Here is a 25,457-nt window from a genome sequence, read left to right on the forward strand (position 1 = left end):
GTTCGGTTTCCGACCGAACGGCGCCGTGGGTTGGTTACTTCCCGAGCTTGCCGAGCGCCTCGGTCAGTTCAGGCACCGCCTGATAGAGATCCGCCACCAGGCCGTAGTCGGCGACCTGGAAGATCGGCGCATCCTCGTCCTTGTTGATCGCCACGATCACCTTGGAATCCTTCATCCCGGCGAGATGCTGGATCGCCCCGGAAATGCCGATCGCGACGTAGAGCTCCGGCGCCACCACTTTGCCGGTCTGGCCGACCTGCCAGTCGTTGGGGGCGTAGCCGGCATCGACCGCGGCGCGCGAAGCGCCGACGCCGGCGCCGAGCTTGTCGGCCAACGGCTCGATATATTTGCTGAAGTTCTCGCGGCTTTGCATCGCGCGGCCGCCGGAGACGATGATCTTGGCCGAGGTCAGTTCGGGCCGATCGCTTTTCGCGACCTCCTCGCCGACGAAGCTGGAGACGCCGGGATCAGCCGCCGCCGCCACGCTCTCGATCGCCGCACTGCCGCCCTCGCCCGGCGCCGCGGCGAAGGTCGAGGTGCGTACGGTAATGACTTTCTTGGCGTCCTTCGACTTCACGGTCTGGATCGCGTTGCCGGCATAGATCGGCCGCTCGAAGGTATCCGGAGCAATCACCTTGATGATTTCCGAAACCTGCATGACGTCGAGCAGGGCGGCCACGCGCGGCATCACGTTCTTGAACCGCGAGGTCGCCGGCGCCACGAAGGCATCGTAATTCGGCGCCAGCGCGACAATGAGCGCGGCCAGCGGCTCGGCCAGGTCGTGCGCATAGAGCGCGTCGTCGGCGACCAGCACTTTGGTCACGCCGGCGAGCTTGGCGGCTGCTTCAGCCGCGGCCTTGGTGCCTTCACCGCCGCCGGCCACCAGGACGTGAACCTCGGCGCCGAGCTGGCTCGCCGCGGTCAAAGCCTTGTTGGTGGAATCCTTGAGGACGGCGTGGTCGTGTTCGGCAATCAGCAGCGTCGTCATCAGATCACCCCGGCTTCATTCTTGAGTTTCGAGACCAGCTCGGCGACGTCCTTGACCTTGACGCCGGCCTTGCGGCCGCCGGGTTCGACGGTCTTCAGAATCTCCAGATGCGGGGCGAGATCGACGCCGTATTGCTCGGCGGTTGCCTCTGCGATCGGCTTTTTCTTCGCCTTCATGATATTCGGAAGACTGGCATAGCGCGGTTCGTTCAACCGCAGGTCGGTGGTGACGATCGCCGGGCCCTTCAGCTTGACGATCTGCGAGCCGCCATCGACCTCGCGGGCGACCTGGAAGTCGGCGCCGTCGACCTCGAGCTTGGAGGCGAAGGTGGCTTGCGACCAGCCGAGCAGCGCCGCCAGCATCTGGCCGGTCTGGTTGGAATCGTCGTCGATCGCCTGCTTGCCGAGAATGATCAGGCCGGGCTTCTCCTCGTCGGCGATGGCCTTGAGGATCTTGGCGACCGCCAGCGGCTCGACATTGCCTTCCACCTTGACCAGGATGCCGCGGTCGGCGCCCATCGCCAGCCCAGTGCGGATGGTTTCCGAGGCCTGGGCCGGGCCGATCGACACCACCACCACCTCGGTCGCCTTGCCGGCTTCCTTGAGGCGCAGGGCTTCCTCGACCGCGATCTCGTCAAACGGATTCATCGACATCTTGACGTTGCCGAGTTCGACGCCCGACCCGTCACTCTTGACCCGGATCTTGACGTTGTAATCGACGACCCGCTTAACCGGCACCAGAACCTTCATCGATCCTCTTTCGTGTTGAGCTAAGTTGAATCTCGTGGCCGCGGAACCTAAAGCGCTCGCTATCAGCGGTCAACGCGGCAAAGCCAAAAATCGCGGCAGGCGATCAGCGGTTTTGTCCCGGTACCCAGAGGACGTCGCCGGCGCCGTTATCATTCGCCGTCCGGCTGGCGACGAACAGGAAATCCGACAGCCGGTTGATGTACTGGATCGCAATCGGACTGAGCGTTTCGTCGGCACGGGCCGCCAGTTCCACCATCGCGCGTTCCGCCCTGCGGCATATCGTGCGGGCGACATGGAGGTGCGCCGCCGCCGGCGAGCCGCCCGGCAGCACGAAGGACTCCAACGGCGCCAGCGTGGCATTGAGACTATCGATCTCGCGTTCCAGCCGCTCGACCTGGCTCGCCAGCACGCGCAGCCGTTCGGCGCTGCCCTGACGCTGCGGCACTGCGAGATCGGCGCCGAGATCGAACAAATCGTTCTGGATGCGGCCCAGCATGGCGTCGACCGCCGGCGCGTCGGCGAGATGCAGCCGCACCACGCCGATCGCGGCGTTGGTTTCATCCACGGTTCCATAGGCGCAGATCCGCAGATCGTATTTCGGCCGGCGCTCGCCATTGGCCAGCGCGGTGGTACCGTCGTCGCCGCTGCGGGTATAAATCCGATTCAGCACTACCATCGCCGTCCCTCGTTGCTTCGCCGGGTCAGGTTCCGCTTAGCGCCCCAACGCCCAGACCGCCAGCATCGTGATCACGATCGCGACAAACTGCAGCAAAACCCGCCATCGCATCAGTTGCTGCGATCGATTGGGGGAGCCGCCCCGCATCATGTTGAACAGGCCGAGCAGCAGAACGATCGCGACAGCGCCGACCGCGACGGGAAGGAGAATCGTGCTCAGGAACGTTGCCATGGGGTCTCATAACACCACAGGCGCAGCGGCGCCATTGCGGACATCGGGGGTAGCGGTGCAGTTGGCTTTCCTCTCGGCGTCGGATGATAGTATTGTGGCACGTCAGCCCGCTTCAGACCAAGGTGAACCGTGAGGCAATTGCGCTACGCCTATCTGGTCGGGATCGACGCCTTCTACACCTTCCTTGCCGATGACGGCTGGGCGATCGCCAGCCATATCGCGCTGTCCAGCCTGATGGCACTGTTCCCGTTCCTGATCGTGTTGACCTCGCTGGCGGGTTTCTTCGGATCGAAGGGACTGGCCGACCAGGCCGCGGAACTGATGCTGCAGGTGTGGCCGATCCAGGTCGCCGACGCGCTGTCCGGCGAAATCCACGACGTGCTGACCACGACGCGCGGCGACGCCCTGACTATCGGCCTGTTGCTGGCGATCTACTTCGCCTCCAACGGCATCGAGAGCCTGCGGGTGGCGCTGAACCGGGCCTATGCGGTGACCGAAACGCGCAGTTGGTATTGGCTGCGATTGGAGTCGATCGGCTACACGCTGGTCGCCGCCTTCACCGCGCTGGCGATGGCGTTCCTGATCGTGCTCGGCCCGTTGCTGCTCGCGGCGGCGCGGCGCTACGTGCCGCTGGTGATCGAGGACAACGCCACGCTGCTCAACGTCACCCGCTACGGCATCACCATCACCGTGCTGATCATCGCGCTGTTCCTGCTGCACGCCTGGCTGCCGTGCGGGCGACGGACATTCTGGCAGATCCTGCCGGGGATCATCTTCACGATGGTCGCCTCGCTGCTCTCCGGGATCGGCTTCGGGATGTATCTGGCGCGCTTCGCCAGCAACTACGTGACGATGTATGCGGGGCTCGCCTCGGTGATCATCGCGCTGGTGTTCCTGTATTTCATCGCCGCGATCTTCGTCTATGGCGGCGAACTAAACGCCGCGATCATCAAGTCGCGACTGCCTCGCGGCGTGTCGCTTCAAGCAGCGCAGTCGCTAGCCCCCGAGGAGACACCGGTTTGAGCAGGAAGGCGTCGGCCCCGGCGGCGCGCGAGGCGGCCTCGTCATCGCCGCGGCCGGACACGCCGATGATGGCGATGCGGCCTGTCGCCCCGGGCAGCGCGCGGATCTGACGGATCGCCTCGACGCCGCTGATGCCGGGCAGCACCATGTCCATCAGCACCGCGTCGAACTGCCCCTCCGCGACGCGGCTCGCGGCGAGTTCGCCGCGCCCGACGAACTCGGTATGATGGCCGAGTTCGCTGAGCACCGCGTTGAGCACGACGCGGCCGAACGGATTGTCCTCGACGCTGAGCAGATGCAGCGGCGCGGCGCGATCTTCCGGGCTTTCGCCGTCGGCGCCCGGCAACAGCGTCAGCGCCCCGGTCGACCGGGTCAACGCCACCGTCAGCGTGAAGGTGGTGCCGCCGCCGGGCCGCTGCGCCACCGCGATGTCGCCGCCCATCGCACGCGCGATCTGCCGTACCGAGGACAGCCCGAGGCCGGCGCCGCCGAACCGCGCCGCGATGGTGACGTTGGCCTGCGAGAACGGCCGAAACAGCCGCTTGATCTCGGTGAGCGTCAGCCCGATGCCGCTGTCGGACACCGCGAACACGATTCCGACCTTGCCCTTCGGCGCGCGCGCGGTCGACACCTTGATCGCGACAGAGCCCTGCTCGGTGAACTTCACCGCATTGTCGATCAGGTTTTCCAGCGCCGCGCGCAGCCGGATCGCGTCGCCGACCACGAAGGCCGGGAGCTTGTCGCTGATCCGGGTGGTCGCCTGCAGGCCTTTGGCGGCCGCGCGCCCGGCCAGCGAGTTGGCGGCGTTGCGGGCCAGCGCGCGCAGATCGAAGAAATCTTCGCGCACGCCGAGGCCGGAGGCGCTGCTGCGTGCGGCGTCGACGAACAAGGTTGCAAGGCCGGCGAGATGCTCGGCTCCGGCCTTGATGGTGTCGACCCAGCGGCGTTCGCGGGGGTCGAGATCGGAGGTCGCGAGCAGATCGCTGACCGCGAGAATGCCGGTGAGCGGCGTGCGCACCTCGTGGGCGAACGCCGCCAACGCCAACTCGACGATGCCGGGATCGGAGCGCGGCGGCGCGCGGCGCTTCGGCGGCGCGGGTTTGCGGGCGCGCTTCTTCGCCGTCCGCTTCACCAGCGTCCGCCCGCTTCGCAGCTGGCGCGATGTTACTGCCATCAATCCCCCGACCGCCCGCGCGCACCATGCCACGACACGGTGCTTCGAGTCACGCAAGCTGCGCGCCGTCGGCTTGCCGCCAACTTCAGGCCGGTGGCAGACCCAATTGCCGACGAATCGCCGGCGGCGTGATCCCGCTACCTCGTAATTCCACCAGGGAGGTGGCCCGCATCGACTTCGACAGTTTGTGTCCGGCGACGTCCAGGATCAGACGATGATGCCGGTAGGCCGGCTGCGGCAGATCGAGCAGCGCCTGCAGCAGCCGGTGCACGCTGGTGGCCCAGAACAGGTCGCGACCGCGCACCACCTCGGTGACGCCCTGCAGCGCGTCGTCGATCGCCACGGCGAGATGATAGCTGGTCGGCGTGTCCTTGCGCGCCAGCACCACGTCGCCCCAGGCCTGCGGCTGCGCCGGCACGGTGCCGGTCTCGCCGTGCGGGCCTTCGCCGCGTTCGCGCCAGCTCAGCGAACCGACCCGGGCGATCGCCGCCGCCATGTCGAGCCGCAGCGCATAGGGCGCGCCGGAGGCCAGCAGCTGCGCGCGCCGATCCGGCGTCAGCGCGCGCGCGTCGCCGGGATACAGCGGCGCGCCGTCGGGATCGCGCGGCCACGGCCCGGCCTGCTCGCGCTGCATCACCAACCGGGCGATCTCGGCGCGGCTTTCGAACGCCGGATACAGCAAGCCCATCTCGCTGAGTCGCGTCGTCGCCTGCCGATACAGTTCGAAATGCTCGGACTGCCGCCGCACCTCGCCCTCCCAGCGGAGGCCGAGCCAGGACAGGTCACTGAGGATCGCGGCTTCGAATTCCGGACGGCAGCGCGTGGCGTCGATGTCCTCGATCCGCAGCAACATCCGGCCGCCGGCCGCCCGCGCCAGGTCGAAATTCAGCAACGCCGAAAAAGCGTGGCCGAGATGCAAGAGGCCGTTCGGGCTCGGCGCGAAACGGAAAACGGGTGGCATTGATCTCTTTCGGCGGACATGTTCGTTGTAAGCCGCGATGACCGTCCACCTCAACACCCAGACCGATCTCGACGAGGCCGTCAAAGCGCTGGTCAAGCTGGACCCGCGGCTGAAGCCGGTCTTGAAGCGCGCCGGGATGCCGACGCTGCGGCGGCGCGAACCGGGGTTCGGCGGGCTCGCCGCGATCGTCTGCGGCCAGCAATTGTCGGTGGCCTCGGCGGCGGCGATCTGGCGGCGGGTGTCGGCGGCGTTCGATCCGTTCCACCACGACGCGCTGCGCCGCGCCCGCGCCGACCGGCTCGGCCGGCTGGGACTGTCGGCGGCCAAGATCAAGACCCTGAAGAATCTGGCGCGGGAACTGGCCGCCGAGCGCCTCAATCTCGACGTGCTCGCCGACGAGGACGCCGACGCCGCCCATGCCAGCCTGACCGCGCTGCACGGCATCGGGCCGTGGACCGCCGACATCTATCTGTTGTTCTGCCTCGGCCATGGCGACGCCTGGCCGGCCGGCGATCTCGCGCTGCAGGAGGCGATGCGGATCGGACTCGAACTGCCCGCGCGGCCGACGCCGAAACAAATGGCGCCGCTCGCCGAGCCGTGGCGCCCGCTGCGGGGAGCGGCCGCGCATCTGTGGTGGGCCTATTATCACGCGGTGAAACAGCGCGAGGGCGTGATCGGGAAGGCCGCGGCCAAAATTTGACGCCGCAGGGCCGTTCGCGAAGCGTCCCGATTGCCCGGCGCGGCACAGCCTTCTTCACGCCGCTCAGCAGACCGGGTGCCGGTTGATAACGCTTCAGAGAGAACCGCGGGACCGAATCTGCTGCCACGTCGTCCAGTGCATGGGTGCCTTCAGCGTGGATTCATGGCGATCACCGTTGACGTGGCGACGGGTTGCGGCGGCGCATCGCCATTGACTCGCCTCTTGAAGATCTGAAGCAACGGCCCATCAAGTATCGCACCGGCGAGCTTATCGGTGACGATCTCTTCCGGATTGTCGGCGAAGACAAAGCGATATTTGGGACCGCGAGTTCCGCCTTCAAAGAAGTCGAACAGGCGCCCGCGGCGTTCGCGGCCAAAGAAGACAACCAGTTTGCCTTTATAGCTGGTGAATTCGATCCTCTGCGCAGCATCGAAAAGCAACTCGTCGTCGGCCAGGTAGGAGAGCCGACGTTTCACGAAGGTGAGCACCTCCAATTCCGTATCGGACGGCAGAACAGTTCCTGGCTCTTTCGCCGCCTCAGGGGCCGCACTCGCTTCCGTCTGCACCAAAGCAGCCGGCGGCGCCGCCTTGGTCAATTCCAGGCGCTGCAGGATCTTCACGTTGACGAATTCGCGAAATGCGGTGCCGACCAGGTCCTGGTATTCAGGCAACGACTTGTCCCGCACGTGCTGAATATTGACGGCCCTCAACAGCATCCGGGTGAACGATTCACTCGGCCGTTCCGCCAGCAAGGTGATTTCCTGCAAGAATTTCTGGAATACCAGTTTGCGCTTGGCCTCAGCGCCAATGTTCTCGGGATTGAACTGCCCCTTCTGCAGCGACTTCAACCCGTCGGCAACGCTTTCATCCAATCTGCCGTTTGCGATGTCACGAAGGTTGACAGTGAGAAAAGCCTTCTCATCCATCATGTTGGGTTCGTCAGAGTCCGCATAGAATTCAAACACGACGCCATCAGTCAGCAACCCCATCTTGACCGTGGGCGCCGCATTAAAGTAGCTGCGAAGCTGCCCTCTTTCGTCTTTCAACGGGGCACCACAACACTTGCATTCGATGGCGACGATCGGCAGATCGTCCTGCAAGATCGCGAAGTCGACACGATTCTTGTACTTATCGGAAAAGTCGGCGGCGTGCTCGGGACAAACTTCAAATGGATTTTGAACGTCAAACCCCAGGAAACTGATGAACGGAAGCACCAGAAACATCTTGGTGGATTCTTCGTTGTTGCAACGCTCGGCGATGCCCACGTAGCGTTTTGCAAACCCGATCAGCCTGTCTCCAAACTCATCTGCCATGGTGGTCCCCCAAAGGAATGCCGCCGACACTGCAATCTATGGCGAATCAGCGACGTCGGCAACCATGGGTTGTTGCGTCATTAGTCAGATGTCGGCCGGCCAGGGGAAAGCGCGCCCGGGACGCGGTCACCATGCCGCGCGCGGCGTGGTGACAGCAGAGCCGGGGCCGTATCGGAACGCAGCGCCTGGAACGGTCCCGGCTCGCGGAGCCGCGTGAAGGACGCGGCACCGCGTCCGGGACACCGCGCTTAGTTTGCGAACCTCTTTCTTGCCGTGACGCTGCCCGCCACTCAGACGGGCGCCGACGCCGTCGGGCTCGCGAGGTGCGGCGCGATGGCGTCGAGCACGCGCCCCGGCGAGGTGCGCGCCATGCCGTCCGGCGAGCGCCGGCCATCGTCGGGCAGGATCGGATGGATGAAGCGCGAATAGTCCAGCACCGGATTGACCGCGAAAAGCCCGAACGCCGGGGTGCCGACCGCGGCCGCGACGTTCAGCGGTCCGGAATCCGGACCGAGATAGAGATCGGCGCCGCCGATCAGCGCCGCCGACTCGGCGATCGACAGCGTGCAGGCGTTGACCTCAGCGCCGCGCCCGGCGGCGATCAGTGCGGCGGCCCGCGCGGCGTTGCCGGGACCGCCGATCAGAAATGCGGTGCCAGTCGAGCGCCGGCGCAATTCGTCCAAAAAGGCGCTCCATTGCGCGTCGCTCCAATCGCGCTGCGGCGCCGAGGCGCCGATGCCGAGCACGATCCACGGCCGCGGCCGGTCCTGATAACGCCGCAACAGCTCGGCGCGCAGCGCCGGCGGCAGCGTCAGGTTCGGCTCGGTGTCGGGCAGCGGCAGCTGCATCGCCGCCATCAACGCCTTCAGCCATTCGATCGGGTGTTCGGGCCGGTAGCGCGGGTCGATGCCCGGGTTGGTGATGAACAGTCGCTGCTGGCCGAAGCCGAGCCCGATCCGGTTCGGGATGCCGGCGGCCAAGGCCGCGATCGCCGGACGCACCGAGCGGTCGAGGATCCACAACGTGGTGAAGCGCCTCGCCCGCAAGGTGCCGATCAATCGCGCGAGGTGCAGACCGCGCGCCCATTCGGAGCCGCGGTTCTCGTAATAGAGCGTCTCGGCGACGCAGGCTTCGCCGCGGAGCAGATCGCGGGCGAAGCTGGAGGGCAGCGTCAGGAAGGTCACCGCGCGCTCCGGCGTGGCGGCGGCGATCGCCCGGATGAACGGCAGATGCCACATCACGTCGCCGATGCCTTGCTTGGTCTGGATGACGGCGGTGGAGGTCATGGCGAGGCCGGGCGGGGAGGATTTCCATCTCTATAAGCCAACTTCCGCGGCAAGCAATCGGCGCGCCGGCGGCGTCGCGCTACTTGCGCATTTGCACCACGTTGCCCGTGGCGCCGCCGCCGAGCGCGCGGCCGATCTTGCGCAGCAATTCGTCGTCGCGGAACGGCTTCTGCACGATGGCGTCTTCGCCGATGTTCTGCAGCGCCGCCAGATCGGCGTAGCCGGTGATGAAGATCATCGGCATGCCTGGCCGCCGCAACTGCGCCTCGCGCGCCACCTCGGCGCCGGTCATGCCGGGCATCGCGAAATCGATCACCATCAGATCGAACGGCGCAGGGTCGCGCTCCAGAATATCCAGCGCGGCGCCGCCGCTGCCGGCCTCGATCACCACGCAGCCGATCTCGCGCAGCATCGCCGCGGTGACGTCGCGCACCGCGCTGTCGTCGTCGACCAACAACAGCCGTCGCACCGGGCCGCGCAGCGGCATCGCCTCGCGCAGATCTGACGGCTGCGCGGCGGCGCTGCGCGCGGCGCGCGGCAGAAACACTTTCACCGTGGTGCCTTCGTCGATCCGGGTGTCGATCCGCACCCCGCCGCCGGACTGCTTGGCAAAGCCGAACACCTGGGCGAGCCCGAGCCCGGAGCCCTTGCCGACCGGCTTGGTGGTGAAGAACGGCTCGAACGCCTTGGCCAGCACCTCGGGCGTCATTCCGGTGCCGGTGTCGGCCACCGCGATCATCACATATTCGCCGGCGGCCGGCATTTCCGGCCGGGTCGGCGCGCCGAGCCGGACGTTGGCGGTCTCCACCGTCAGCGAGCCGCCGACCTGCATGGCGTCGCGGGCGTTGATCGCCAGATTGAGGATCACCAGTTCGATCTGGGTCGGGTCGACCAGCGCCTGCCACAGATCCGGCTGCAACACGGTTTCCAGCCGCACCGATCCGCCCATCGAACTCTGCAAGAGCGCTCGCATCTTCGTCACGGTCTCATTGAGATCGACGGCGCGGGTTTCCAGCCGCTGCCGGCGCGAGAACGCCAAAAGCTGCGCGGTCAGCGTCGCGCCGCGCTCGGCGGCGGTGCGGATATTGGCGAGCCTTGCGTGCGCCTTGGCGTCGACGCCGGCGCGATCGAGGGTCTTTTCGAGGAAGCCGAGATTGCCGAGCACCACCGTCAACAGATTGTTGAAGTCGTGCGCCACGCCGGAGGTGAGCTGGCCGACCGCCTCCAGCCGCTGCATCTGCCGCAGCGTCGCCTCGACCCGTTCGCGCTCCTCGATCTGGGCGACCAATTGCCGGTTCGCCGCGGCGAGTTCGGCGGTGCGCTCGCCGACGCGGGCTTCCAGCGTCTCGGTGATGCGGCGCAATTCGGCATCGCCGGCGACCCGCTGGGTGACGTCGGAGCCCTGCACGAAAATGCCGGTAACGTCGCCGGCGCCGTCGCGCACCGGCTGGTAGACGAAATCGACGAAGCGGTCCTCGACGGCGCCGCCCGCCACGCGCTGCAGGCTGACCTTCCAGGCGGTGCCGACGAACGGCTGGCCGGTGCGATAACAGTCGTCCATGATCTCGGAAAAGCCCTGGCCCTCGACCTCGGGCAGCGCCTCGCGCAACGGCCGGCCGATCACGTCGCGATGTCCGATCAGCTGCAGATAGGCCTGGTTGGCGAGGGTGAAGACGTGCTCCGGGCCCTCGACCATCGCCATGAAGCCGGGCGCCTGTTCGAACATGCTGAGCAGCCGGTCCTGCTCGGCGGCGACGCGTTGATCGGCCAGCACCCGCTTGGTGGTTTCCACCACGATGGCGATCACGCCGGCGGGGCGACCGCTCTCATCCAGCACCGGCGAATAGTCGAGGTTCATCCAGACCGGTTCGGGAACGCCGTTGCGGTACAGCGTCAGCTTCTGGTCGCGATAGGCCAAGCTGCGGCCGCTGAGACCGATCCGCATGACATTGTCGTTGAAATCGGCGACCTCGGGCCAGCCCTCGCGGACCTTGCTGCCGAGCAGCGCCGGATGCCGGGCGCCAGCGAAGGCCGAATAGGCGTCGTTGTAGATCATGAAGCCGTCGGGGCCCCACAGCATCACCATCGGCACCGTCGAGTGCACTACCAGACCGGCGGCCGTCTTCAGCGATTGCGGCCAGTCCGTGATCGCGCCGAGCGACGTCGATTGCCAATCGAAGCCCGCAATCAGCGCACCGGTCTCGCCACCGCCGCGCAGAAATGCCGTGTCCGATGACGCCATACCGTGTGATGCCTCGATCGTTCGCCGCGGTCTCGACGACCCCGCTCGCGCCCCTTGGGAGAAGAACGCATTGGCCGAGGCAGAGAACTTTACCTTGCGCGTCTGAAACGCCAACGCAGGGGCACAAACGCCCCGACCGCGAAATCGTTCCAGGCAAAATGATCGTTATCGCGCACTGCATCCAGTAGTTGCACCCGGTAGAAAAGGCGCGCCGGTGGTGTGCCGGCGCGCCCTTCCCTCGATCTCGCTGGTTCCCGGCGCCGAGAGCGCCACAGCCTTGGCTGACTTCAGCCGTTAGCGGGCGGCCTCAGCGAGGTGACAGCGCTTTGAATGAGACACTGGATCACCTCCTTTCGTTGGTTGCGGATGAACCCAACATAGGTACGGCAAGCGCCACTGTGAAGCCCTGCCGCATCGGAACGAGTCGCGCCGCCGACGGTTGATCAGCCAACGCAAGGGAGACGAGCATGATCACTGAAGCAGATGAAACCGTCAGTCTGATCGGCAGCGACAAGGTCCAGGGAACTGCGGTCTATGGTCCCGATGGCGAAAAGGTCGGCGCGATCGAACGGGTGATGATCGAGAAGCTGTCGGGCAAGGTATCTTATGCGGTGCTGTCGTTCGGCGGCTTCCTCGGCATCGGCGACGACTACTACCCGCTGCCCTGGCCCTCACTGAAATACAACGTCGAACTCGGCGGCTACCAGACCATGGTGACCAACGACCAGGTCAAGGGCGCACCGAAATACGCCCGCACCTCCGACTGGAACTGGCGCGACGAGCAAGGCACCCGCAAGATCGACGATTACTACGGCGTGGCGATGGCCTAACGCTCACGCGGTGATCGTAACATGCCCACGATGCCCGGCCCGGCGCCGGGCATCGCCGTGTTTGTCGGGGAGCGCAATGATCGACGACCTTTGCGACAATTCGGTGCTGTTCGTGCACAATCTCCACGAAAGAGCGCGCCGCCGTTGTGTCACCCGATGACTTCAGCCTTTTGCGGCGGCGCTCGTACAGCGCAACGCCCGCTACACCACCTCCTCAGGCGCCGGCCCGACGATGACGCCCTCATGGCCGCGCAGGCTGAGTTCGCTGCCGACCCGTTCGCCGCCGCGGTCCATCGCGGTGGAGAGCAGGATCTCGCCGTCGAGCCCGATGGTGTCGGACACCACCGAGACCGGCTGGGCGCCGAGATTGAGCGCGATCAGCACCGAGCCTGTCGCGTCGTGGCGCCGATACAGCAACAGATCGCCGTCGGCGGCGAGCGGCGCGTAGTCGCCATGCGCAAGCTGCGGCAGCCGTTTGCGCAAGCTGATCAGCGCACGATAGAGGTTGAGGATCGATTGCGCATCGGCACTCAGATTGGCGACGTTCTCCTGCGCGTAATGCTCGGCCAACGGCAGCCACGGCTGCGCGGCCGAAAACCCGCCATGCGCGGAAGCGTCCCATTGCATCGGCGTGCGGCAGCCGTCGCGGCCGACGCCGATGCCCGGCACGTTCTTCTCGAACGGATCGCGCACCTGCTCGGGCGCGATCGCCACCTGCTGCATGCCGATCTCGTCGCCATAATACATCGTCGGCGTGCCGCGCAGCGTCAGCAACAGCATCGCCGCGACGCGGGACTGTGCCAAACCGACGCGGCTGGCGATCCTGGGGCGGTCGTGATTGCCGAGCACCCAGTTCGGCCAGGCGCCTTGCGGCAGCGCGGCCTCGTAGCGGTCGATCAGTTGCGCCAGGGTGCGGGCGTGCCATGGCGTTGATAAGAGCGCGAAATTGAACGGCAGCTGCGCGCCGGCGAGACCTTCGCCGTAATACGCCACCAGCCGCTCGATCGGCAGGTAGATCTCGCCGATCAGCACCCGGGCGTCGAACTCGTCGATCACCCGGCGCATCTCGGCCACCACCTGCAGCGTCTCCGGCCGGTCGGCGGAATACACCGGGTGCAGGGCAGCGTGCGGCGGCATCTCCGGCTTGAAGTCGGGGTTCGGCGGATTATCGCGGAACAGTTCGTCCTTGATCAAATGCCAGATCACGTCGACGCGAAAGCCGTCGACGCCCCGGCCGAGCCAGAACCGCATCACCTGATAGATCGCCTCGCGCACCTTCGGGTTGCGCCAGTTCAGATCCGGCTGCTGCGCCAGGAAGGCGTGATAGTAATATTGCCGCGTCGTCTCATCATACTGCCAGCCGGAGCCGCCGAATTCCGACAGCCAATTGTTCGGCGGCCCGCCGTCCGGCGCCGGATCGCGCCACAGATACCAATCGCGTTTCGGATTGTCGCGCGAGGCGCGGCTTTCGACGAACCACGGATGCCGATCCGAGGTGTGGTTCGGCACCAGGTCAAGAATGACTTTCAGCCCGTTTCCGTGCGCGGCAGCGACCAGCGCGTCGAAGTCATCCATGGTGCCGAACAGCGGATCGATGCCGACATAGTCGGCGATGTCGTAACCGAAGTCCGCCATCGGAGACGGAAAAATCGGCGACAGCCAAATCGCATCGACGCCGAGATCGACCAGATAGGGCAGCCGGGCGATGATACCGGCGAGATCGCCGATGCCGTCGCCGTCGGCGTCCTGAAACGAGCGCGGATAGATCTGGTACAGCACCCCCACCGCCCACCAGCACGTGATCGCGGCACTCGGCATCGGCGCTCCTTCCCCCACATGACGTCGTACGTCGCATCCCGATTCCATGACGGGCTTGCCGGCCGATGTGTAGCGAGCCGTCGTGACGGCGCCGCAACGCCGGATCGGGAATTAACGGCTGATTAAGGATGAGGCAGATCCGGCAGGCGCCATCCGCGCAGCCCCCTTGAACGCCGTTCCCCGGTACCCAGTTCCCGAAATACTGTGCACTGCAATGACAACCGCGTGATGCGGGAACCGATTGCCGCACAGCTGACTTACTTCCGCGAAATGCCCTCGCGCATTGCTCGCAAACGAATTTCACATCGGGCCGCTAATGTGCCCGCAGCCAACCAAGGAGTGGAAGACTTATGGCGCAGATGATCAGGACGTTTGACAATCCCCGCACCGCGTCGGCGGTCGTCGCTCAGCTGAAGGCAGCCGATTACACCGACGTCGAGTTGGTGTCGGACGGCAAGGGCGGCAGCGTGGTGGCGGTCAATGCGCCGTTCGGCACCGGCGCCAAGGCCGAGCAGATCCTCAACAGCGCCGGCCCAAGCAAGGCCACCAATGGCAGCGGCAACGGCTATGCCCGCAACGGCAATGGCCACGCGCATCCCAACACCGCCGCGCCGCTGTCGAGCGCGGTCGGTGCCCCGACGCTGACCTCGTCGTCGACCCGGCTGACCGGCGCGCCGCGCATCACCGAATCCAAGACCACCGGTTCGTGGCTGGGACTGCCGGAAATAATCAGCTCCGACACGTTCTTCTCGGGCTTTCCGCTGCTGATCAGCTCCAAGCCGTTCTCCTCGCTGAGCCACAGCCAGAAGCCGTTCTCCTCGCTGACCCACAGCCAGGCGCCGTTCTCCTCGCTGTCGGACAACCAGCGCGGCTCGGCCTCGCTGATCAACGACCCGGCGCCGTTCTCCTCGATGCTCGGCCTGCCGGTGCTGCTGCGCGGCTGAGCGTTGCAGACGCCTAAGGCGTGCTGAGGCGAATTCAGCGTACAGCGTACTAACTCACAAAACGCCGGGGGACATTTCCCCCGGCATTTTGCTGCATGGTTGTCTCGCTTGGTTTTGATCGCTTTGCGAGCCCTCGCTGTCGTCCCGGGGCACAAGCAGCGAAGCTGCGCGTGAGCCCGGGATCCATAACCCCTGCAGGGGATATGGATCCCGGACTTGCTCGTTCTGACGAACTCGCAATCCGGGATGACGGCCTGGTTGTGGATCGGCGCTCAGTGGCGTTCTTAATGCACGTATCAACCCGCGTTCTTCAGCGACGCCATGTCGATGACGAAGCGATAGCGCACGTCGTTCTTCAACAGCCGCTCATAGGCTTTGTTGATGTCCTGGATGCGGATCATTTCGACGTCGGAGACGATGCCGTGTTCGGCGCAGAAATCGATCATCTCCTGGGTCTCCGGCATGCCGCCGATCCCCGAGCCGGCGATGCTGCGGCGGCCGTGGATCAGATTGCCGCCGACGATCGGATCCAGCGGCGTCAGCGCGCCGACCATCACCATCGCGCCGTCGAGCTTGAGCAACTGCAAATACGGGTTGGCGTCGTGGCCGACCGGGATGGTGTTGAGCAGGAAGTCGAACGAGCCCTTGGCCTTGGCCATAGCGTTCGCGTCCTTCGACACCAGCACCTCGTCGGCGCCGAGCCGGATCGCGTCCTTGCCCTTCTCCGGCGAGGTGGTGACCATCACCACATGGGCGCCGAGCGCCTTGGCGAACTTCACGCCCATATGGCCGAGGCCGCCGAGCCCAACGACGCCGACCTTCTGGCCTTTGCCGACCTTCCAGTGCCGCAGCGGCGACCAGGTGGTGATGCCGGCGCAGAGCAGCGGCGCCACCGCCTTCAGATCCATGTGGGCGGGGATCTTCACCACGAAGCGTTCGTCGGCGACGATCGCTTCGGAATAGCCGCCGAAGGTCAGCTGCTGCGAGCCGCGTTCGTGCGCGTTGTAGGTCCAGGTCGCGCCCTCGATGCAATATTGCTCGAGCCCGGCCTCGCACGGCGCGCAATGCCGGCAGGAATCCACCATGCAGCCGACGCCGGCGAAATCGCCGACCTTGAGGTTCTTCACATGAGCGCCGGTGGCGACCACGCGGCCGACGATTTCGTGGCCGGGCACCATCGGATACAGCGAGTTGCTCCAATCGTTGCGGGCCTGGTGCAGATCGGAATGGCAGACGCCGCAATACAGAATATCGATCTGCACGTCGTGCGGACCGGGTTCGCGCCGCTCCAGGCTGAACGGCGCGATCGGCGAAGCCGCGGACTGCGCGGCATAGGCTTTGACATGAATCATTTTTGGCTTTCCAAGGAATCTTGCAGGTGGGCTTGCGGGGCGAACCGGCCGCGTCAGCGACCGGTCAGAACTTCCAACTGTTCGGGATAGCGATCGCCCTGCACGGTGATGTTCGAGGCCGCGCTATCGATTTCACGCAAATCGTCGGCTGTAAGCTCAATTGCGACCGCGCCGAGGTTTTCTTCCAGCCGGTTCAGCTTGGTGGTGCCGGGGATCGGCACGATCCACGGCTTCTGCGCCAACAGCCAGGCCAGCGCGATCTGCGCCGGGGTTGCGGCTTTGCGCGCGGCGATGCGGCCCAACAGATCGACCAGCGCCTGGTTGGCGGCGCGGGCCTGCGGCGTGAAGCGCGGCAGCGAAGACCGGAAATCGCTGCTGTCGAAGCTGGTCGAGGCGTCGATCGCGCCGGTGAGGAAGCCGCGGCCGAGCGGGCTATAGGGCACGAAGCCGATGCCGAGTTCTGCGAGCAACGGCAGCGTTTCGGCCTCCGCACTGCGCAACCACAGCGAATATTCGCTCTGCAGCGCCGTGACGGGCTGCACCGCATGAGCGCGCCGAATGGTCTGGGGGCCCGCTTCCGACAGCCCGAAATGCTTGACCTTACCCTGCGCGATCAGATCCTTCACCGCGCCGGCGACGTCCTCGATCGGCACCTCGGGATCGACTCGGTGCTGATAGAACAAGTCGATGCGGTCGGTTTTCAGCCGTTTCAGCGAGGCCTCGGCAACCTCCTTGATGTGCTGCGGCCGGCTGTCGAGCCCGGTCCAGCGTTGTTTGCCGGTGGGATCGAGCTTGAAACCGAACTTGGTGGCGATCACCACGCGGTCGCGCAACGGCGCCAGCGCCTCGCCGAGCAGGTTCTCGTTGGTGAACGGACCATAGACCTCGGCGGTGTCGAAAAACGTCACGCCGCGCTCCACCGCCGCGCGCAACAGCGCGATCATCTCCGGCTTGTCCTTCGGCGGACCGTAGGAAAAGCTCATCCCCATGCAGCCGAGCCCCAGCGCCGAAACCTCGAGGCCGCTGTTGCCGAGTTTGCGTGTCTGCATCGTCCACTCCTGTCGCTTGAATTGGCGCGCCGCAACGCAAGCGTGGCGGCGACGGCCGCAATCTAGCGCTTTCGCGCTGTGCGACTAGCCGGTATAATCTGCATGTGCTTATGAGGATATTTCATGAATGAGCGGGCCAATCTCGGCGACCTTTCGGCGTTCGTCGCGGTGGCCGAGGAGCGCAGCTTCACCCGCGCCGCGGCCAAACTCGGAGTGTCGCAATCGGCGCTGAGCCACACCATTCGCGAGCTCGAAGCCCGGCTCGGCATCCGGCTGTTGACCCGCACCACCCGCAGCGTGGCGCCGACCGAAGCCGGCGAACGGCTGTTGCGCACCGTGGCGCCAAGGCTGGCCGAGATCGACGCCGAACTCGCGGGCTTAAGCGATCTGCGCGAGAAGCCGGCCGGCAGCATCCGCATCACCGCCGGCGAGCACGCCGCCGAGACCGTGCTGTGGCCGGCGCTGGCGCGGCTGCTGAAGGATTACCCCGAGATCAAGGTCGAGATCTGCTCCGACAACACCTTCACCGACATCGTCGCCGAGCGCTTCGACGCCGGTGTGCGGTTCGGCGAGCAGGTCTCCAAGGACATGATCGCGCTGCGGATCGCGCCCGACATGCGGATGGCGGCGATCGCAGCCCCCAGCTATTTCGCGCAGCGCCCGAGGCCGAAGCGGCCGCAGGACCTCACCGACCACGCCTGCATCAATATCCGGCTGCCGACCTACAACAGCCTCTATGCCTGGGAATTCGAGAAGGCCGGCCGCGAACTGAAAGTGCGGGTCGAAGGCCAATTGATTTTCAACACCCTGCCGCTGGCGCTGCAGGCGGCGCTCGACGGCTTCGGCATCGCCTTTATGCCGGAAGATCTGGCCACCTCGCATCTTGCCGCCGGGCGGCTGGTCCGGGTGCTCGGCGACTGGTGCCCGCCGTTTCCGGGCTATCATCTGTATTACCCGAACCGGAAGCCGACCCCGGCCTTCGCCCTGTTGGTCGAGGCGCTGCGGTACAGGGGGTGAGGGGTGGCAGAGGCGTTCCCTAGCGTTCCTTAGCTTCCCCTAGCGTTCCCTAGCGTTCCTTAGCGTTCCTTAGCGCTCCCTACGTCCTTATCAAAATACCTATTATGATCTCTTTGGCTAGCTGCTGGGGGCCGCCTGAATGGCCGCACGCGCCTCCACAGCCTTTTGTTCCTCTCGCGCCCGGATCCAAACGGCAAATGATTTAGTTGGCAGCCTATATTCCCCGCGCACCCTCGGATTAAGGAATATTATCTTCCGTTCCCTTAGGGCGTGGAGCGCATTGTCGACGATTTTTTCTTTTACCTTCGATCGTTCTAAAATGGCTTGCCGACTTACCCAGCCATCTAAACTCTCCGCCATGGCTATTAGGACCCGTCGATAATCCTCCGATCCAATTTGATCGATATAAAGATCAGCGAAATACTTCTTCCCCAGTTGATTAAGCGCGCCGTGCTCCTTGAAGGTCCCATCAAGAACGTCATCGACGGAGATATTATTGTCGTCATCGATCGCAAACGCGCAGTGCGCAAACTCCTGCAAGAAATGCGGATAGCCTTCTGAGAGGTTCGCGATCATGGCCTTCGCCTCTTCAGAAATCGTTGTCTCAAACTGGTTCTTACGAGCGGCCTCCTCCAAGCCTTTTTCGATGACGGCTATCCGTTCAGGTGGCTCGAGCGGCTCCAATGTTAGGATATTGAAAATTCTTAACGACGACTCATGAGAGTCTTTAAGCTTACCCAAGAGACCAGGCAGACCAAATAGTCCTATACAGACTCTCTCGCATCGACGCCGCGCCAGTCGCTCCGTGAGTAATTTACACAATTGTCCCAGGTTCGCTGCGCTTGCAGGTCGATCAGCCTCATCAATCAGAACGGCGACACCCTCAATAGAACCGCCGGACTCTTCAATCAGATTGACAAGTACATCCGTCAACTCGTCGAGGCGACGATGATCTGTAACCGGCTGTGCCGGTCGATCATATTTGACGCCTCCAACCTGAAACCGACTCAAGAACTCCCAAGCTTTCTTGCAACTTTCCAATAGCTGCTGGCGGTTTGCTATTTGTCGCTTCAGTTCTGACAAGAGCACATCGACAATATCGTCGTAGTTCATCCCTTCGTGCAGTTCGACGCTCACAACAACAAAGCTCAACCTATTGATTTTATCGTAGGGAAAATCACCCTTCGCAAGATAATCAAGCCATAGGCAAAGCGACGACTTTCCAATTCCACGCTCACCTTCGATGACAAAATGCTGCGGATTACCGTTGCGCGTTTGCAGCAGAGCATGCTCGGCAACTTGTATTTCCTCAAATCGTCCCACGAACATTCCCGGAGAGATCACGCTACCTGGTCGAAATGGATTGAACTTTGCCATTTGCTTCCACTTTCCGCTTGCCTCAAAGGGCGCGCGGTACGGGTAAAAGCCTAAGAGGCGCGCCATGTCCTGCGCTGCCGTCCGACAAGCCGTGCCTGCCTCGGGGTGCCTGGGCCGGTCTGGAGCCGCTTGGCTGGAGCGGGCGAAGGGAATCGAACCCTCGTATGCAGCTTGGGAAGCTGCCGTTCTACCATTGAACTACGCCCGCAAAACCAATGACTTACCGTCCCTGCGAGACCCTCGCGGGTGGCGGCTGTGCATCATCGATGGCGGCGCAACGATAGACAAAGCTGGCGCCGTTGGCAATTTTCGGATGGCGACCTGCGGGATAAATGGGTGGACACCACCTTCATGCCGGACGATTCTTCTCAAGCACCTGCCGGACGTCGTCGTCGGAGGCAAAGCGGCCGGCGCGGGCGTCAGCTAATCCGCGGGCGATGCCCTCGAGCTCCTGCGGCGTCGGCTGATACGCGCCTGCCGCCAGCCCGGCATCGATTTCCCGGGCGATTTGGGCCAGCTCCGCCTGTGCGGCCTCCGGCCAAGCCGCGGCCCGCTGCATCTGCTCGTCAAGCGCCTTGGTGGTCATGGTGACAAGATAGCACAACGGGCATCCTGCAGCCATCCGTCCCCCATCCTCGGGATCGTATGACAGAGCGAGCCCCCTTTAGCGGTCCAAATTTCAGACACTTTTCCGACAACTTTCCAGATGCGGAGCGCGGGTCCCCTGCTATAGTCGCAACCATGGGTGGGCGGGCGTACACAGTTTTCGATACTGTGGTCGGGCGATGTGCCATCGCCTGGAGCGCTGCCGGCATTGCCGGGGTGCAGCTCGCTGAGGCGCGCGAGATCGAAACCCGGCGGCAGCTGTTGCGCCGCTGTCCCGACGCCCGCGAGAGCCGCCCGAACCCGGACGTCGAAGCCGCGATCGACGGCCTCAAGGCGCTGCTGCGCGGAGAGCCGGCCGATCTGTCGAACGCTGCGCTCGATATGGCCGAGGCGACGCCGTTTCATCGCCGGGTCTACGAGTTGGTGCGGACGATCCCGCGCGGCGAGACGTTGACCTTCGCCGAGATCGCCACGCGGCTGGGCGCTTCCGGCGCGATCCATTCGGTCGGCCAGGCGCTGTCGAAAAACCCATTCGCGCTGCTGGTACCATGCCACCGGGCGCTGCCGGCGCGCGGCGAAACCGGCGGCACGCCGAGCTGCGGCGGCATGGTCAGCCGCTACCGGCTGTTGTCGATCGAGGGCGCGTTGACCGGCCGCGGCCCGACGCTGTTCGACGCTCTGCTGTCCGCACCGCCGCGCTCGACCGGCTAGTGCACGATCCAACTCACGGCGTTCTAACGCGCGCCGCCCTGCTGCATCGTGTCACATGAAGTTCACGGCCTTGCGCTGAACGTTCGCGCGATTGCGGCATTTGTTCGGGAAACCCCGAGGATGATTCATGCGTCGCCAATCTGTCATTGCCGGCTGTCTCACCGCGCTAACGCTGCCGCTCGCCGCCTGCAATGAGCAGGCCACCGTCACCGGCGGCGAGGATTTCGGCCCCTCGCCGACGCTGGTGGCGCCGAAGTCGTCGCTGATCCCCACCATCAACATCGCCACCGTCAACCGCTGGTCCGACGGCGCCAAGCCGACGCCCGCGAGCGGCATGGCGGTGAACGCCTTCGCCACCGGGCTCGACCATCCGCGCCAGCTCTACGTGCTGCCGAACGGCGACGTGCTGGTCGCCGAGAGCAACGCGCCGCCGAAGCCGGAGGACGGCAAGGGCATCCGCGCCTGGGCGCAGCGGCTGTTCCAGAAACGCGCCGGCGCGGTGACGCCCAGCGCCAACCGCATCACCCTGTTGCGCGATGCCGACGGCGACGGTACAGCCGAAACCCGCAGCGCATTTCTCGAGGGACTAAAGTCGCCGTTCGGCATGGTGCTGGTCGGCGACGAGCTTTATGTCGCCAACGCCGATGCGGTGGTGAAATTTCCCTATCGCAGCGGCGACACCAGGATCACCGCTGCCGCGGTGAAGGTCGCCGATCTGCCCGGCGGGCCAATCAATCATCACTGGACCAAGGACATCACCGCGAGCGCCGACGGAGCCAAGCTCTACGCCACCGTCGGCTCCAACAGCAACGTCGGCGAGAACGGCATCGAAGCGGAAACCGACCGTGCCGCGGTTCTGGAAATCGACCGCGTCAGCGGCGCAAAGCGAGTGTTCGCCTCGGGCTTGCGCAATCCGAACAGTCCGTCCTGGCAGCCGCAGAGCGGCGCGCTGTGGGTCACGGTGAACGAACGCGACGAGATCGGCAGCGATCTGGTGCCGGACTACATGACCTCGGTGCAGGACGGCGGCTTCTACGGCTGGCCGTACAGTTACTACGGCCAGCACGTCGATGTGCGGGTCGAACCGCAGCGGCCGGATCTGGTGGCCAAGGCGATCGCGCCGGACTACGCGCTCGGCGCCCATACCGCCTCGCTGGGGCTGACCTTCAACACCGGCGAATTGTTTCCGGAAGCCATGAAGGGCGGCGCCTTCGTCGGCCAGCACGGCTCGTGGAATCGCAACCCGCTTTCCGGTTACAAGGTGATCTTCGTGCCGTTCAAGGACGGCAAGCCCGCGGGCAAACCGCAGGACGTGCTGACCGGCTTTCTCAACGACAAGGACGAAGCCCAGGGCCGCCCGGTCGGGGTCAAGATCGACAAGCGCGGCGCGCTATTGGTCGCCGACGACGTCGGCAATGTGGTGTGGCGGGTGACGCCGGACAGCGCGCCGAAGGCGGCAGAGGCGAAGTAACCCGGCGGTTGGGGCGTTCCCGAACGTTCCGGACTGATGTAGAGTTCGGGATGCGGTCACCTGCGACTGCATCCGGAGACGAGACATGAGCGTGTTGCGGCAAACCCCGCCGACGACTGCCGAAGTGACCCGGGACCCCTCGATCATGAGCGGTGAGCCGGTGATCAAGGGGACGCGCGTGCCGGCCGAAACCATCGTCGCCTATCTGCGCGGCGGCCACAGCGCTCAAGAGATTTTCGAAGACTATCCCAGCCTGCCGGTCGATGGCATCGACGCGGTGATCCGATGGGCCGAGGCGACCTACGGGCCCGGCTGGAAATCCATCGTGCCGAACCAGGCGGTGCGTTGAACGCGCGTTTTCTGATCGACGAATGCTTAAGCGTGGCGCTGGTCGCCGCCGCAAAGGCGCGCGGCTTCGACGCCGACCACGTGACGTATATCGGGAAAGCCGGCTGGCAGGACTGGAATTTGGCGCGCTTCGCAGTCGCTCATAACTACGTCATCGTCACCAACAACCGCCGCGACTTCCTGAAGCAATATGCCAAGCTGGAGATCCATGATGGCTTGGTGGTATTGATTCCGCTGACCAAGCGCGACGAGCAGATCCGATTGTTCGCCAAAGTGCTGGAGGTGTTCGTCGCCAGAAACGCGGACTTGGTCAACATGCTGATTGAAGTCGCGCCGGACGGCAGCGTCCATCTCCGAAACTGGACTGCCGAGGATCACGATATCGGCCATATCGCCAAGCCGATCTGGCCGTAGCATCTAGGTGGTGATTTTCGCCACGAGGGAGTTTATCATCGCGATATGAGCGCTGCCGTTGCCATCGTTGACACTGACACACTGCTGCGCGAAGCCGCGCGGCGGCTTGCGGCCGCGGCGCCGGTTGAGAAGGTCATTCTGTTCGGTAGCCGAGCGCGCGGCGATCACACAGCAGACAGCGATTTCGACCTTTGCGTCATTCTCGATGATGGCATTCCCCCCGGCCTCTACACGCCGATCACGCTGTGGCAGCAGGTGGCTGACCTCGGCATCCCGATTCAGATCGTGGCGTTGCGCCGCGGCGCGTTCGAAGCCGCACGACGCGACATCCAAAGCATCAGCTACCAGATCGACCGTGACGGACGCGTGATCTATCAACGCGCCGACGCTTTGGCGCCGTGAGTTCGAACGACCCGATCAGCTGGCTGGAGCTCGCGAAATGCGACGCCACGGCAGCGCGTCGTCTTTTGCTGCCGCCGGCCTCGGTGCAACAGGCGGCCTATTTCGTGCAGCAGGCGGCGGAGAAGGCTGCGAAGGCCCGCCTGATCGATCGCGGCATCGCCTTTCCCCGTCACGGTGGCAGAGGGCATGATCTCGTCGCTCTGGCAGAGCTGTTGCCGGGCGACGATGCGCTAAAGGCGGCTTTCGCGGAGATATCGGTGATCACGCCCTGGGCGACGGCTTTCCGATATCCGTCCGACGATCCCGCCACCGAACCGCAGCTGACAGTGCAAGAAATTACGCAGCGCTTGCAGCAGGTCGAAGACACGATCGACGCGCTCGCCGGCATTTTTGGCGATCATACTGGGTCATAAATCGCCCAGTCACGGGCCACTCGCTCGTTGCGATCGCGCCTGCGCGAGATTCCGGGTTCGCTCGGGCTTGCGCCCTCGCGCCCCGGAATGACCAAGCTTGGTCGCCGAGTTCTTGGATCCGAACCTTGGTCCCCAGTCTCCGGATCTACGCCTTGAAATGCTTGCTCAGCTTCAGGCTCTGGCCCTGGTAGTTGGAGCCGATGCGCTGGCCGTACATCGCGGCGGGGCGCGCCAGCATCTTCTCGTAGATCAAGCGGCCGACGATCTGGCCGTGCTCGAGGATGAACGGCACCTCGCGCGAACGCACTTCCAGCACCGCGCGCGAGCCGAGCCCGCCCGCCCCTTCATAGCCGAAGCCGGGATCGAAGAAGCCGGCGTAGTGCACCCGGAATTCGCCGACCAGAGGATCGAACGGCACCATCTCGGCGGCGTAGTCCGGCGGCACCTGCACGGCTTCTTTCGAAGCCAGGATATAGAACTCGCCGGGATCGAGGATCAGCGCGCCGTCGGGGCGGGCCGCGATCGGCTCCCAGAATTCGCCGATCGGATAGCCGCCGCGGCGATCGATATCGACCACGCCGGTGTGGCGCTTGGCGCGGTAGCCGACGAAGCCGTTGGAATTCTCGCCGGACAGATCGACGCTCACCGCGACGCCACCCACGAGGTCGGCGTCGTCGCAATCGACCAAGCGCTCGGCATCGTGCAGCGCCTGCAATTCGTCGGCGTCGAGCACCGCATCGCCGGTGCGGAACCGGACCTGCGACAGCCGCGAGCCCTCACGCAGCAGCACCGGAAACGTCTTCGGGCTGATCTCGGCATAGAGCGGGCCGTGATAGCCGGCGCCGATCATATCGAACCGCCGGGTGCCGTCGGCGATCACCCGCGTGAACACGTCGAGCCGGCCGGTCGAACTCTTCGGATTGGCGGCGGCGACGATGTTCTTCGGCAGCGCCAGGCTCTCCAGCAGCGGCACGATGTAGACGCAGTTGGTCTCCAGCACCGCGCCATCGCTAAGGTCGATCTCGTGCAGCTTCAGCTCATCGATCCGCTCGGCGACGGTTGAATCCGGCCCCGGCAGAAACGAAGCGCGCACCCGATAGGCGATGTCGCCGAGCCGCAGATCGAGGCTGGCCGGCTGGATCTGGCTTTCCACGAATGGATAGTCCGGCAGGATCAGCCCGGCATCGGCCATCGCCGCGATCATGCGGTCGGGCAGAATTCCGTTGGCGTCGGCGGGCAGTGAAAATGGCACAATGTCGGTCCTTCGGATGGCAGCCATGCCCTCCTGGCGCTTAAATCACGCGCTTTTATCGGTTATCCGATGCCCGGCTTGACGGAAAGAGCGCTCAGGATTAAGAGCAG

The 25,457-nt window shown here is 64.9% G+C and carries 26 protein-coding genes and 1 tRNA gene; 11 read left to right on the forward strand and 16 right to left on the reverse strand.

What is annotated here, in order from left to right; all coding sequences use genetic code 11:
• Nucleotides 1–34: 34 nt before the first annotated feature.
• The 4 genes from RPC_RS24480 to RPC_RS24495 form a co-directional block, all read right to left on the reverse strand.
• A complete protein-coding gene (locus RPC_RS24480) occupies nucleotides 35–988 on the reverse strand; it encodes an electron transfer flavoprotein subunit alpha/FixB family protein (protein WP_011475277.1) in 954 nt (317 codons plus the stop codon).
• A complete protein-coding gene (locus RPC_RS24485) occupies nucleotides 988–1,737 on the reverse strand; it encodes an electron transfer flavoprotein subunit beta/FixA family protein (RefSeq protein ID WP_011475278.1) in 750 nt (249 codons plus the stop codon). Before RPC_RS24485 ends, RPC_RS24480 begins: the two co-directional genes overlap by 1 nt.
• A 103-nt stretch (nucleotides 1,738–1,840) precedes the next feature.
• Entirely contained in the window at nucleotides 1,841–2,413 is a 573-nt protein-coding gene (locus tag RPC_RS24490) for a cob(I)yrinic acid a,c-diamide adenosyltransferase (protein ID WP_011475279.1), read from the reverse strand.
• Between the two features lie 36 nt (nucleotides 2,414–2,449).
• Nucleotides 2,450–2,644: a twin transmembrane helix small protein gene (locus tag RPC_RS24495; protein WP_011475280.1), complete on the reverse strand. Its 195-nt coding sequence runs from the start codon at nucleotides 2,642–2,644 to the stop codon at nucleotides 2,450–2,452.
• 129 nt (nucleotides 2,645–2,773) lie between these two features.
• Here RPC_RS24495 and RPC_RS24500 point away from each other — a divergent pair, with 129 nt between their 5' ends.
• Nucleotides 2,774–3,667 carry a YihY/virulence factor BrkB family protein gene (locus RPC_RS24500; protein WP_011475281.1) on the forward strand — a complete coding sequence of 298 codons (894 nt, stop codon included), beginning with the start codon at nucleotides 2,774–2,776 and terminating at the stop codon, nucleotides 3,665–3,667.
• Here the strand turns inward: RPC_RS24500 and RPC_RS24505 are convergent.
• Together RPC_RS24505 and gluQRS are read right to left on the reverse strand one after the other, a co-directional pair.
• Entirely contained in the window at nucleotides 3,594–4,841 is a 1,248-nt protein-coding gene (locus RPC_RS24505) for an ATP-binding protein (protein WP_011475282.1), read from the reverse strand. The genes RPC_RS24500 and RPC_RS24505 overlap by 74 nt on opposite strands.
• A gap of 85 nt (nucleotides 4,842–4,926) precedes the next feature.
• Nucleotides 4,927–5,802 carry a tRNA glutamyl-Q(34) synthetase GluQRS gene (gene gluQRS, locus RPC_RS24510; RefSeq protein WP_011475283.1) on the reverse strand — a complete coding sequence of 292 codons (876 nt, stop codon included), beginning with the start codon at nucleotides 5,800–5,802 and terminating at the stop codon, nucleotides 4,927–4,929.
• A gap of 37 nt (nucleotides 5,803–5,839) precedes the next feature.
• Between gluQRS and RPC_RS24515 the strand changes: the two genes are divergently transcribed.
• The gene (locus RPC_RS24515) at nucleotides 5,840–6,502 is read left to right on the forward strand and encodes a DNA-3-methyladenine glycosylase family protein (RefSeq protein ID WP_011475284.1); all 663 of its coding nucleotides are present in this window, start codon (nucleotides 5,840–5,842) and stop codon (nucleotides 6,500–6,502) included.
• A 149-nt stretch (nucleotides 6,503–6,651) separates the two neighbouring features.
• On the opposite strand, the gene RPC_RS25210 is transcribed toward RPC_RS24515, so the two are convergent.
• The 3 genes from RPC_RS25210 to RPC_RS24530 form a co-directional block, all read right to left on the reverse strand.
• Nucleotides 6,652–7,815 carry a type I restriction endonuclease gene (locus RPC_RS25210; protein ID WP_011475285.1) on the reverse strand — a complete coding sequence of 388 codons (1,164 nt, stop codon included), beginning with the start codon at nucleotides 7,813–7,815 and terminating at the stop codon, nucleotides 6,652–6,654.
• 290 nt (nucleotides 7,816–8,105) lie between these two features.
• Nucleotides 8,106–9,101 (reverse strand): glycosyltransferase family 9 protein, encoded by a 996-nt coding sequence (locus RPC_RS24525; protein ID WP_011475286.1) that lies wholly within the window; start codon nucleotides 9,099–9,101, stop codon nucleotides 8,106–8,108.
• 79 nt (nucleotides 9,102–9,180) lie between these two features.
• On the reverse strand, nucleotides 9,181–11,343 hold the full coding sequence (locus RPC_RS24530; RefSeq protein WP_011475287.1) for a PAS domain-containing protein: 2,163 nt from the start codon (nucleotides 11,341–11,343) through the stop codon (nucleotides 9,181–9,183).
• A gap of 467 nt (nucleotides 11,344–11,810) precedes the next feature.
• Between RPC_RS24530 and RPC_RS24535 the strand changes: the two genes are divergently transcribed.
• Entirely contained in the window at nucleotides 11,811–12,173 is a 363-nt protein-coding gene (locus tag RPC_RS24535; protein WP_011475288.1) for a PRC-barrel domain-containing protein, read from the forward strand.
• Between the two features lie 201 nt (nucleotides 12,174–12,374).
• Here the strand turns inward: RPC_RS24535 and RPC_RS24540 are convergent, their stop codons facing one another.
• Nucleotides 12,375–13,991, reverse strand: a complete 1,617-nt coding sequence (locus tag RPC_RS24540) for an alpha-amylase family glycosyl hydrolase (protein WP_011475289.1) — start codon at nucleotides 13,989–13,991, stop codon at nucleotides 12,375–12,377.
• A 359-nt stretch (nucleotides 13,992–14,350) separates the two neighbouring features.
• Between RPC_RS24540 and RPC_RS24545 the strand changes: the two genes are divergently transcribed.
• Nucleotides 14,351–14,935, forward strand: coding sequence for a hypothetical protein (locus tag RPC_RS24545; RefSeq protein WP_415914774.1), 585 nt, complete (start codon nucleotides 14,351–14,353; stop codon nucleotides 14,933–14,935).
• Between the two features lie 296 nt (nucleotides 14,936–15,231).
• On the opposite strand, the gene RPC_RS24550 is transcribed toward RPC_RS24545, so the two are convergent.
• Together RPC_RS24550 and RPC_RS24555 are read right to left on the reverse strand one after the other, a co-directional pair.
• Nucleotides 15,232–16,287, reverse strand: coding sequence for an NAD(P)-dependent alcohol dehydrogenase (locus RPC_RS24550; RefSeq protein ID WP_011475291.1), 1,056 nt, complete (start codon nucleotides 16,285–16,287; stop codon nucleotides 15,232–15,234).
• 53 nt (nucleotides 16,288–16,340) lie between these two features.
• Entirely contained in the window at nucleotides 16,341–17,336 is a 996-nt protein-coding gene (locus RPC_RS24555; RefSeq protein ID WP_011475292.1) for an aldo/keto reductase, read from the reverse strand.
• Nucleotides 17,337–17,459: 123 nt separating this feature from the next.
• On the opposite strand from RPC_RS24555, the gene RPC_RS24560 reads away from it, so the two are divergent.
• Nucleotides 17,460–18,353, forward strand: coding sequence for a LysR family transcriptional regulator (locus RPC_RS24560; protein ID WP_011475293.1), 894 nt, complete (start codon nucleotides 17,460–17,462; stop codon nucleotides 18,351–18,353).
• Between the two features lie 117 nt (nucleotides 18,354–18,470).
• On the opposite strand, the gene RPC_RS25765 is transcribed toward RPC_RS24560, so the two are convergent.
• From RPC_RS25765 to RPC_RS24580, 3 genes are all read right to left on the reverse strand, one after another.
• On the reverse strand, nucleotides 18,471–19,730 hold the full coding sequence (locus RPC_RS25765) for an ATP-binding protein (RefSeq protein ID WP_167532093.1): 1,260 nt from the start codon (nucleotides 19,728–19,730) through the stop codon (nucleotides 18,471–18,473).
• A gap of 134 nt (nucleotides 19,731–19,864) precedes the next feature.
• Nucleotides 19,865–19,938, reverse strand: a tRNA-Gly gene (locus RPC_RS24575).
• 141 nt (nucleotides 19,939–20,079) lie between these two features.
• Complete coding sequence (locus tag RPC_RS24580; protein ID WP_041802251.1) at nucleotides 20,080–20,316, reverse strand: hypothetical protein; 237 nt, start codon at nucleotides 20,314–20,316, stop codon at nucleotides 20,080–20,082.
• 155 nt (nucleotides 20,317–20,471) lie between these two features.
• Between RPC_RS24580 and RPC_RS24585 the strand changes: the two genes are divergently transcribed.
• The 6 genes from RPC_RS24585 to RPC_RS25215 all read left to right on the forward strand — a co-directional run bounded on the left by RPC_RS24585 (nucleotide 20,472) and on the right by RPC_RS25215 (nucleotide 24,095).
• Entirely contained in the window at nucleotides 20,472–21,047 is a 576-nt protein-coding gene (locus tag RPC_RS24585; protein ID WP_011475296.1) for a methylated-DNA--[protein]-cysteine S-methyltransferase, read from the forward strand.
• 127 nt (nucleotides 21,048–21,174) lie between these two features.
• The gene (locus tag RPC_RS24590) at nucleotides 21,175–22,518 is read left to right on the forward strand and encodes a PQQ-dependent sugar dehydrogenase (protein WP_011475297.1); all 1,344 of its coding nucleotides are present in this window, start codon (nucleotides 21,175–21,177) and stop codon (nucleotides 22,516–22,518) included.
• Between the two features lie 85 nt (nucleotides 22,519–22,603).
• Entirely contained in the window at nucleotides 22,604–22,867 is a 264-nt protein-coding gene (locus RPC_RS24595; protein WP_049766164.1) for a DUF433 domain-containing protein, read from the forward strand.
• A complete protein-coding gene (locus tag RPC_RS24600) occupies nucleotides 22,864–23,280 on the forward strand; it encodes a DUF5615 family PIN-like protein (protein WP_041802252.1) in 417 nt (138 codons plus the stop codon). Before RPC_RS24595 ends, RPC_RS24600 begins: the two co-directional genes overlap by 4 nt.
• A 45-nt stretch (nucleotides 23,281–23,325) precedes the next feature.
• Complete coding sequence (locus tag RPC_RS24605; RefSeq protein ID WP_011475299.1) at nucleotides 23,326–23,682, forward strand: nucleotidyltransferase domain-containing protein; 357 nt, start codon at nucleotides 23,326–23,328, stop codon at nucleotides 23,680–23,682.
• Nucleotides 23,679–24,095: a HEPN domain-containing protein gene (locus RPC_RS25215; RefSeq protein ID WP_011475300.1), complete on the forward strand. Its 417-nt coding sequence runs from the start codon at nucleotides 23,679–23,681 to the stop codon at nucleotides 24,093–24,095. Before RPC_RS24605 ends, RPC_RS25215 begins: the two co-directional genes overlap by 4 nt.
• Nucleotides 24,096–24,240: 145 nt before the next feature.
• Here the strand turns inward: RPC_RS25215 and RPC_RS24615 are convergent, their stop codons facing one another.
• Nucleotides 24,241–25,347 carry a 2'-deoxycytidine 5'-triphosphate deaminase gene (locus RPC_RS24615; protein WP_041803290.1) on the reverse strand — a complete coding sequence of 369 codons (1,107 nt, stop codon included), beginning with the start codon at nucleotides 25,345–25,347 and terminating at the stop codon, nucleotides 24,241–24,243.
• Nucleotides 25,348–25,457 lie beyond the last annotated feature (110 nt).

The sequence above is a fragment of the Rhodopseudomonas palustris BisB18 genome, from assembly GCF_000013745.1.
In the GTDB taxonomy this organism is placed as follows: Bacteria; Pseudomonadota; Alphaproteobacteria; order Rhizobiales; family Xanthobacteraceae; genus Rhodopseudomonas_A; species Rhodopseudomonas_A palustris_F.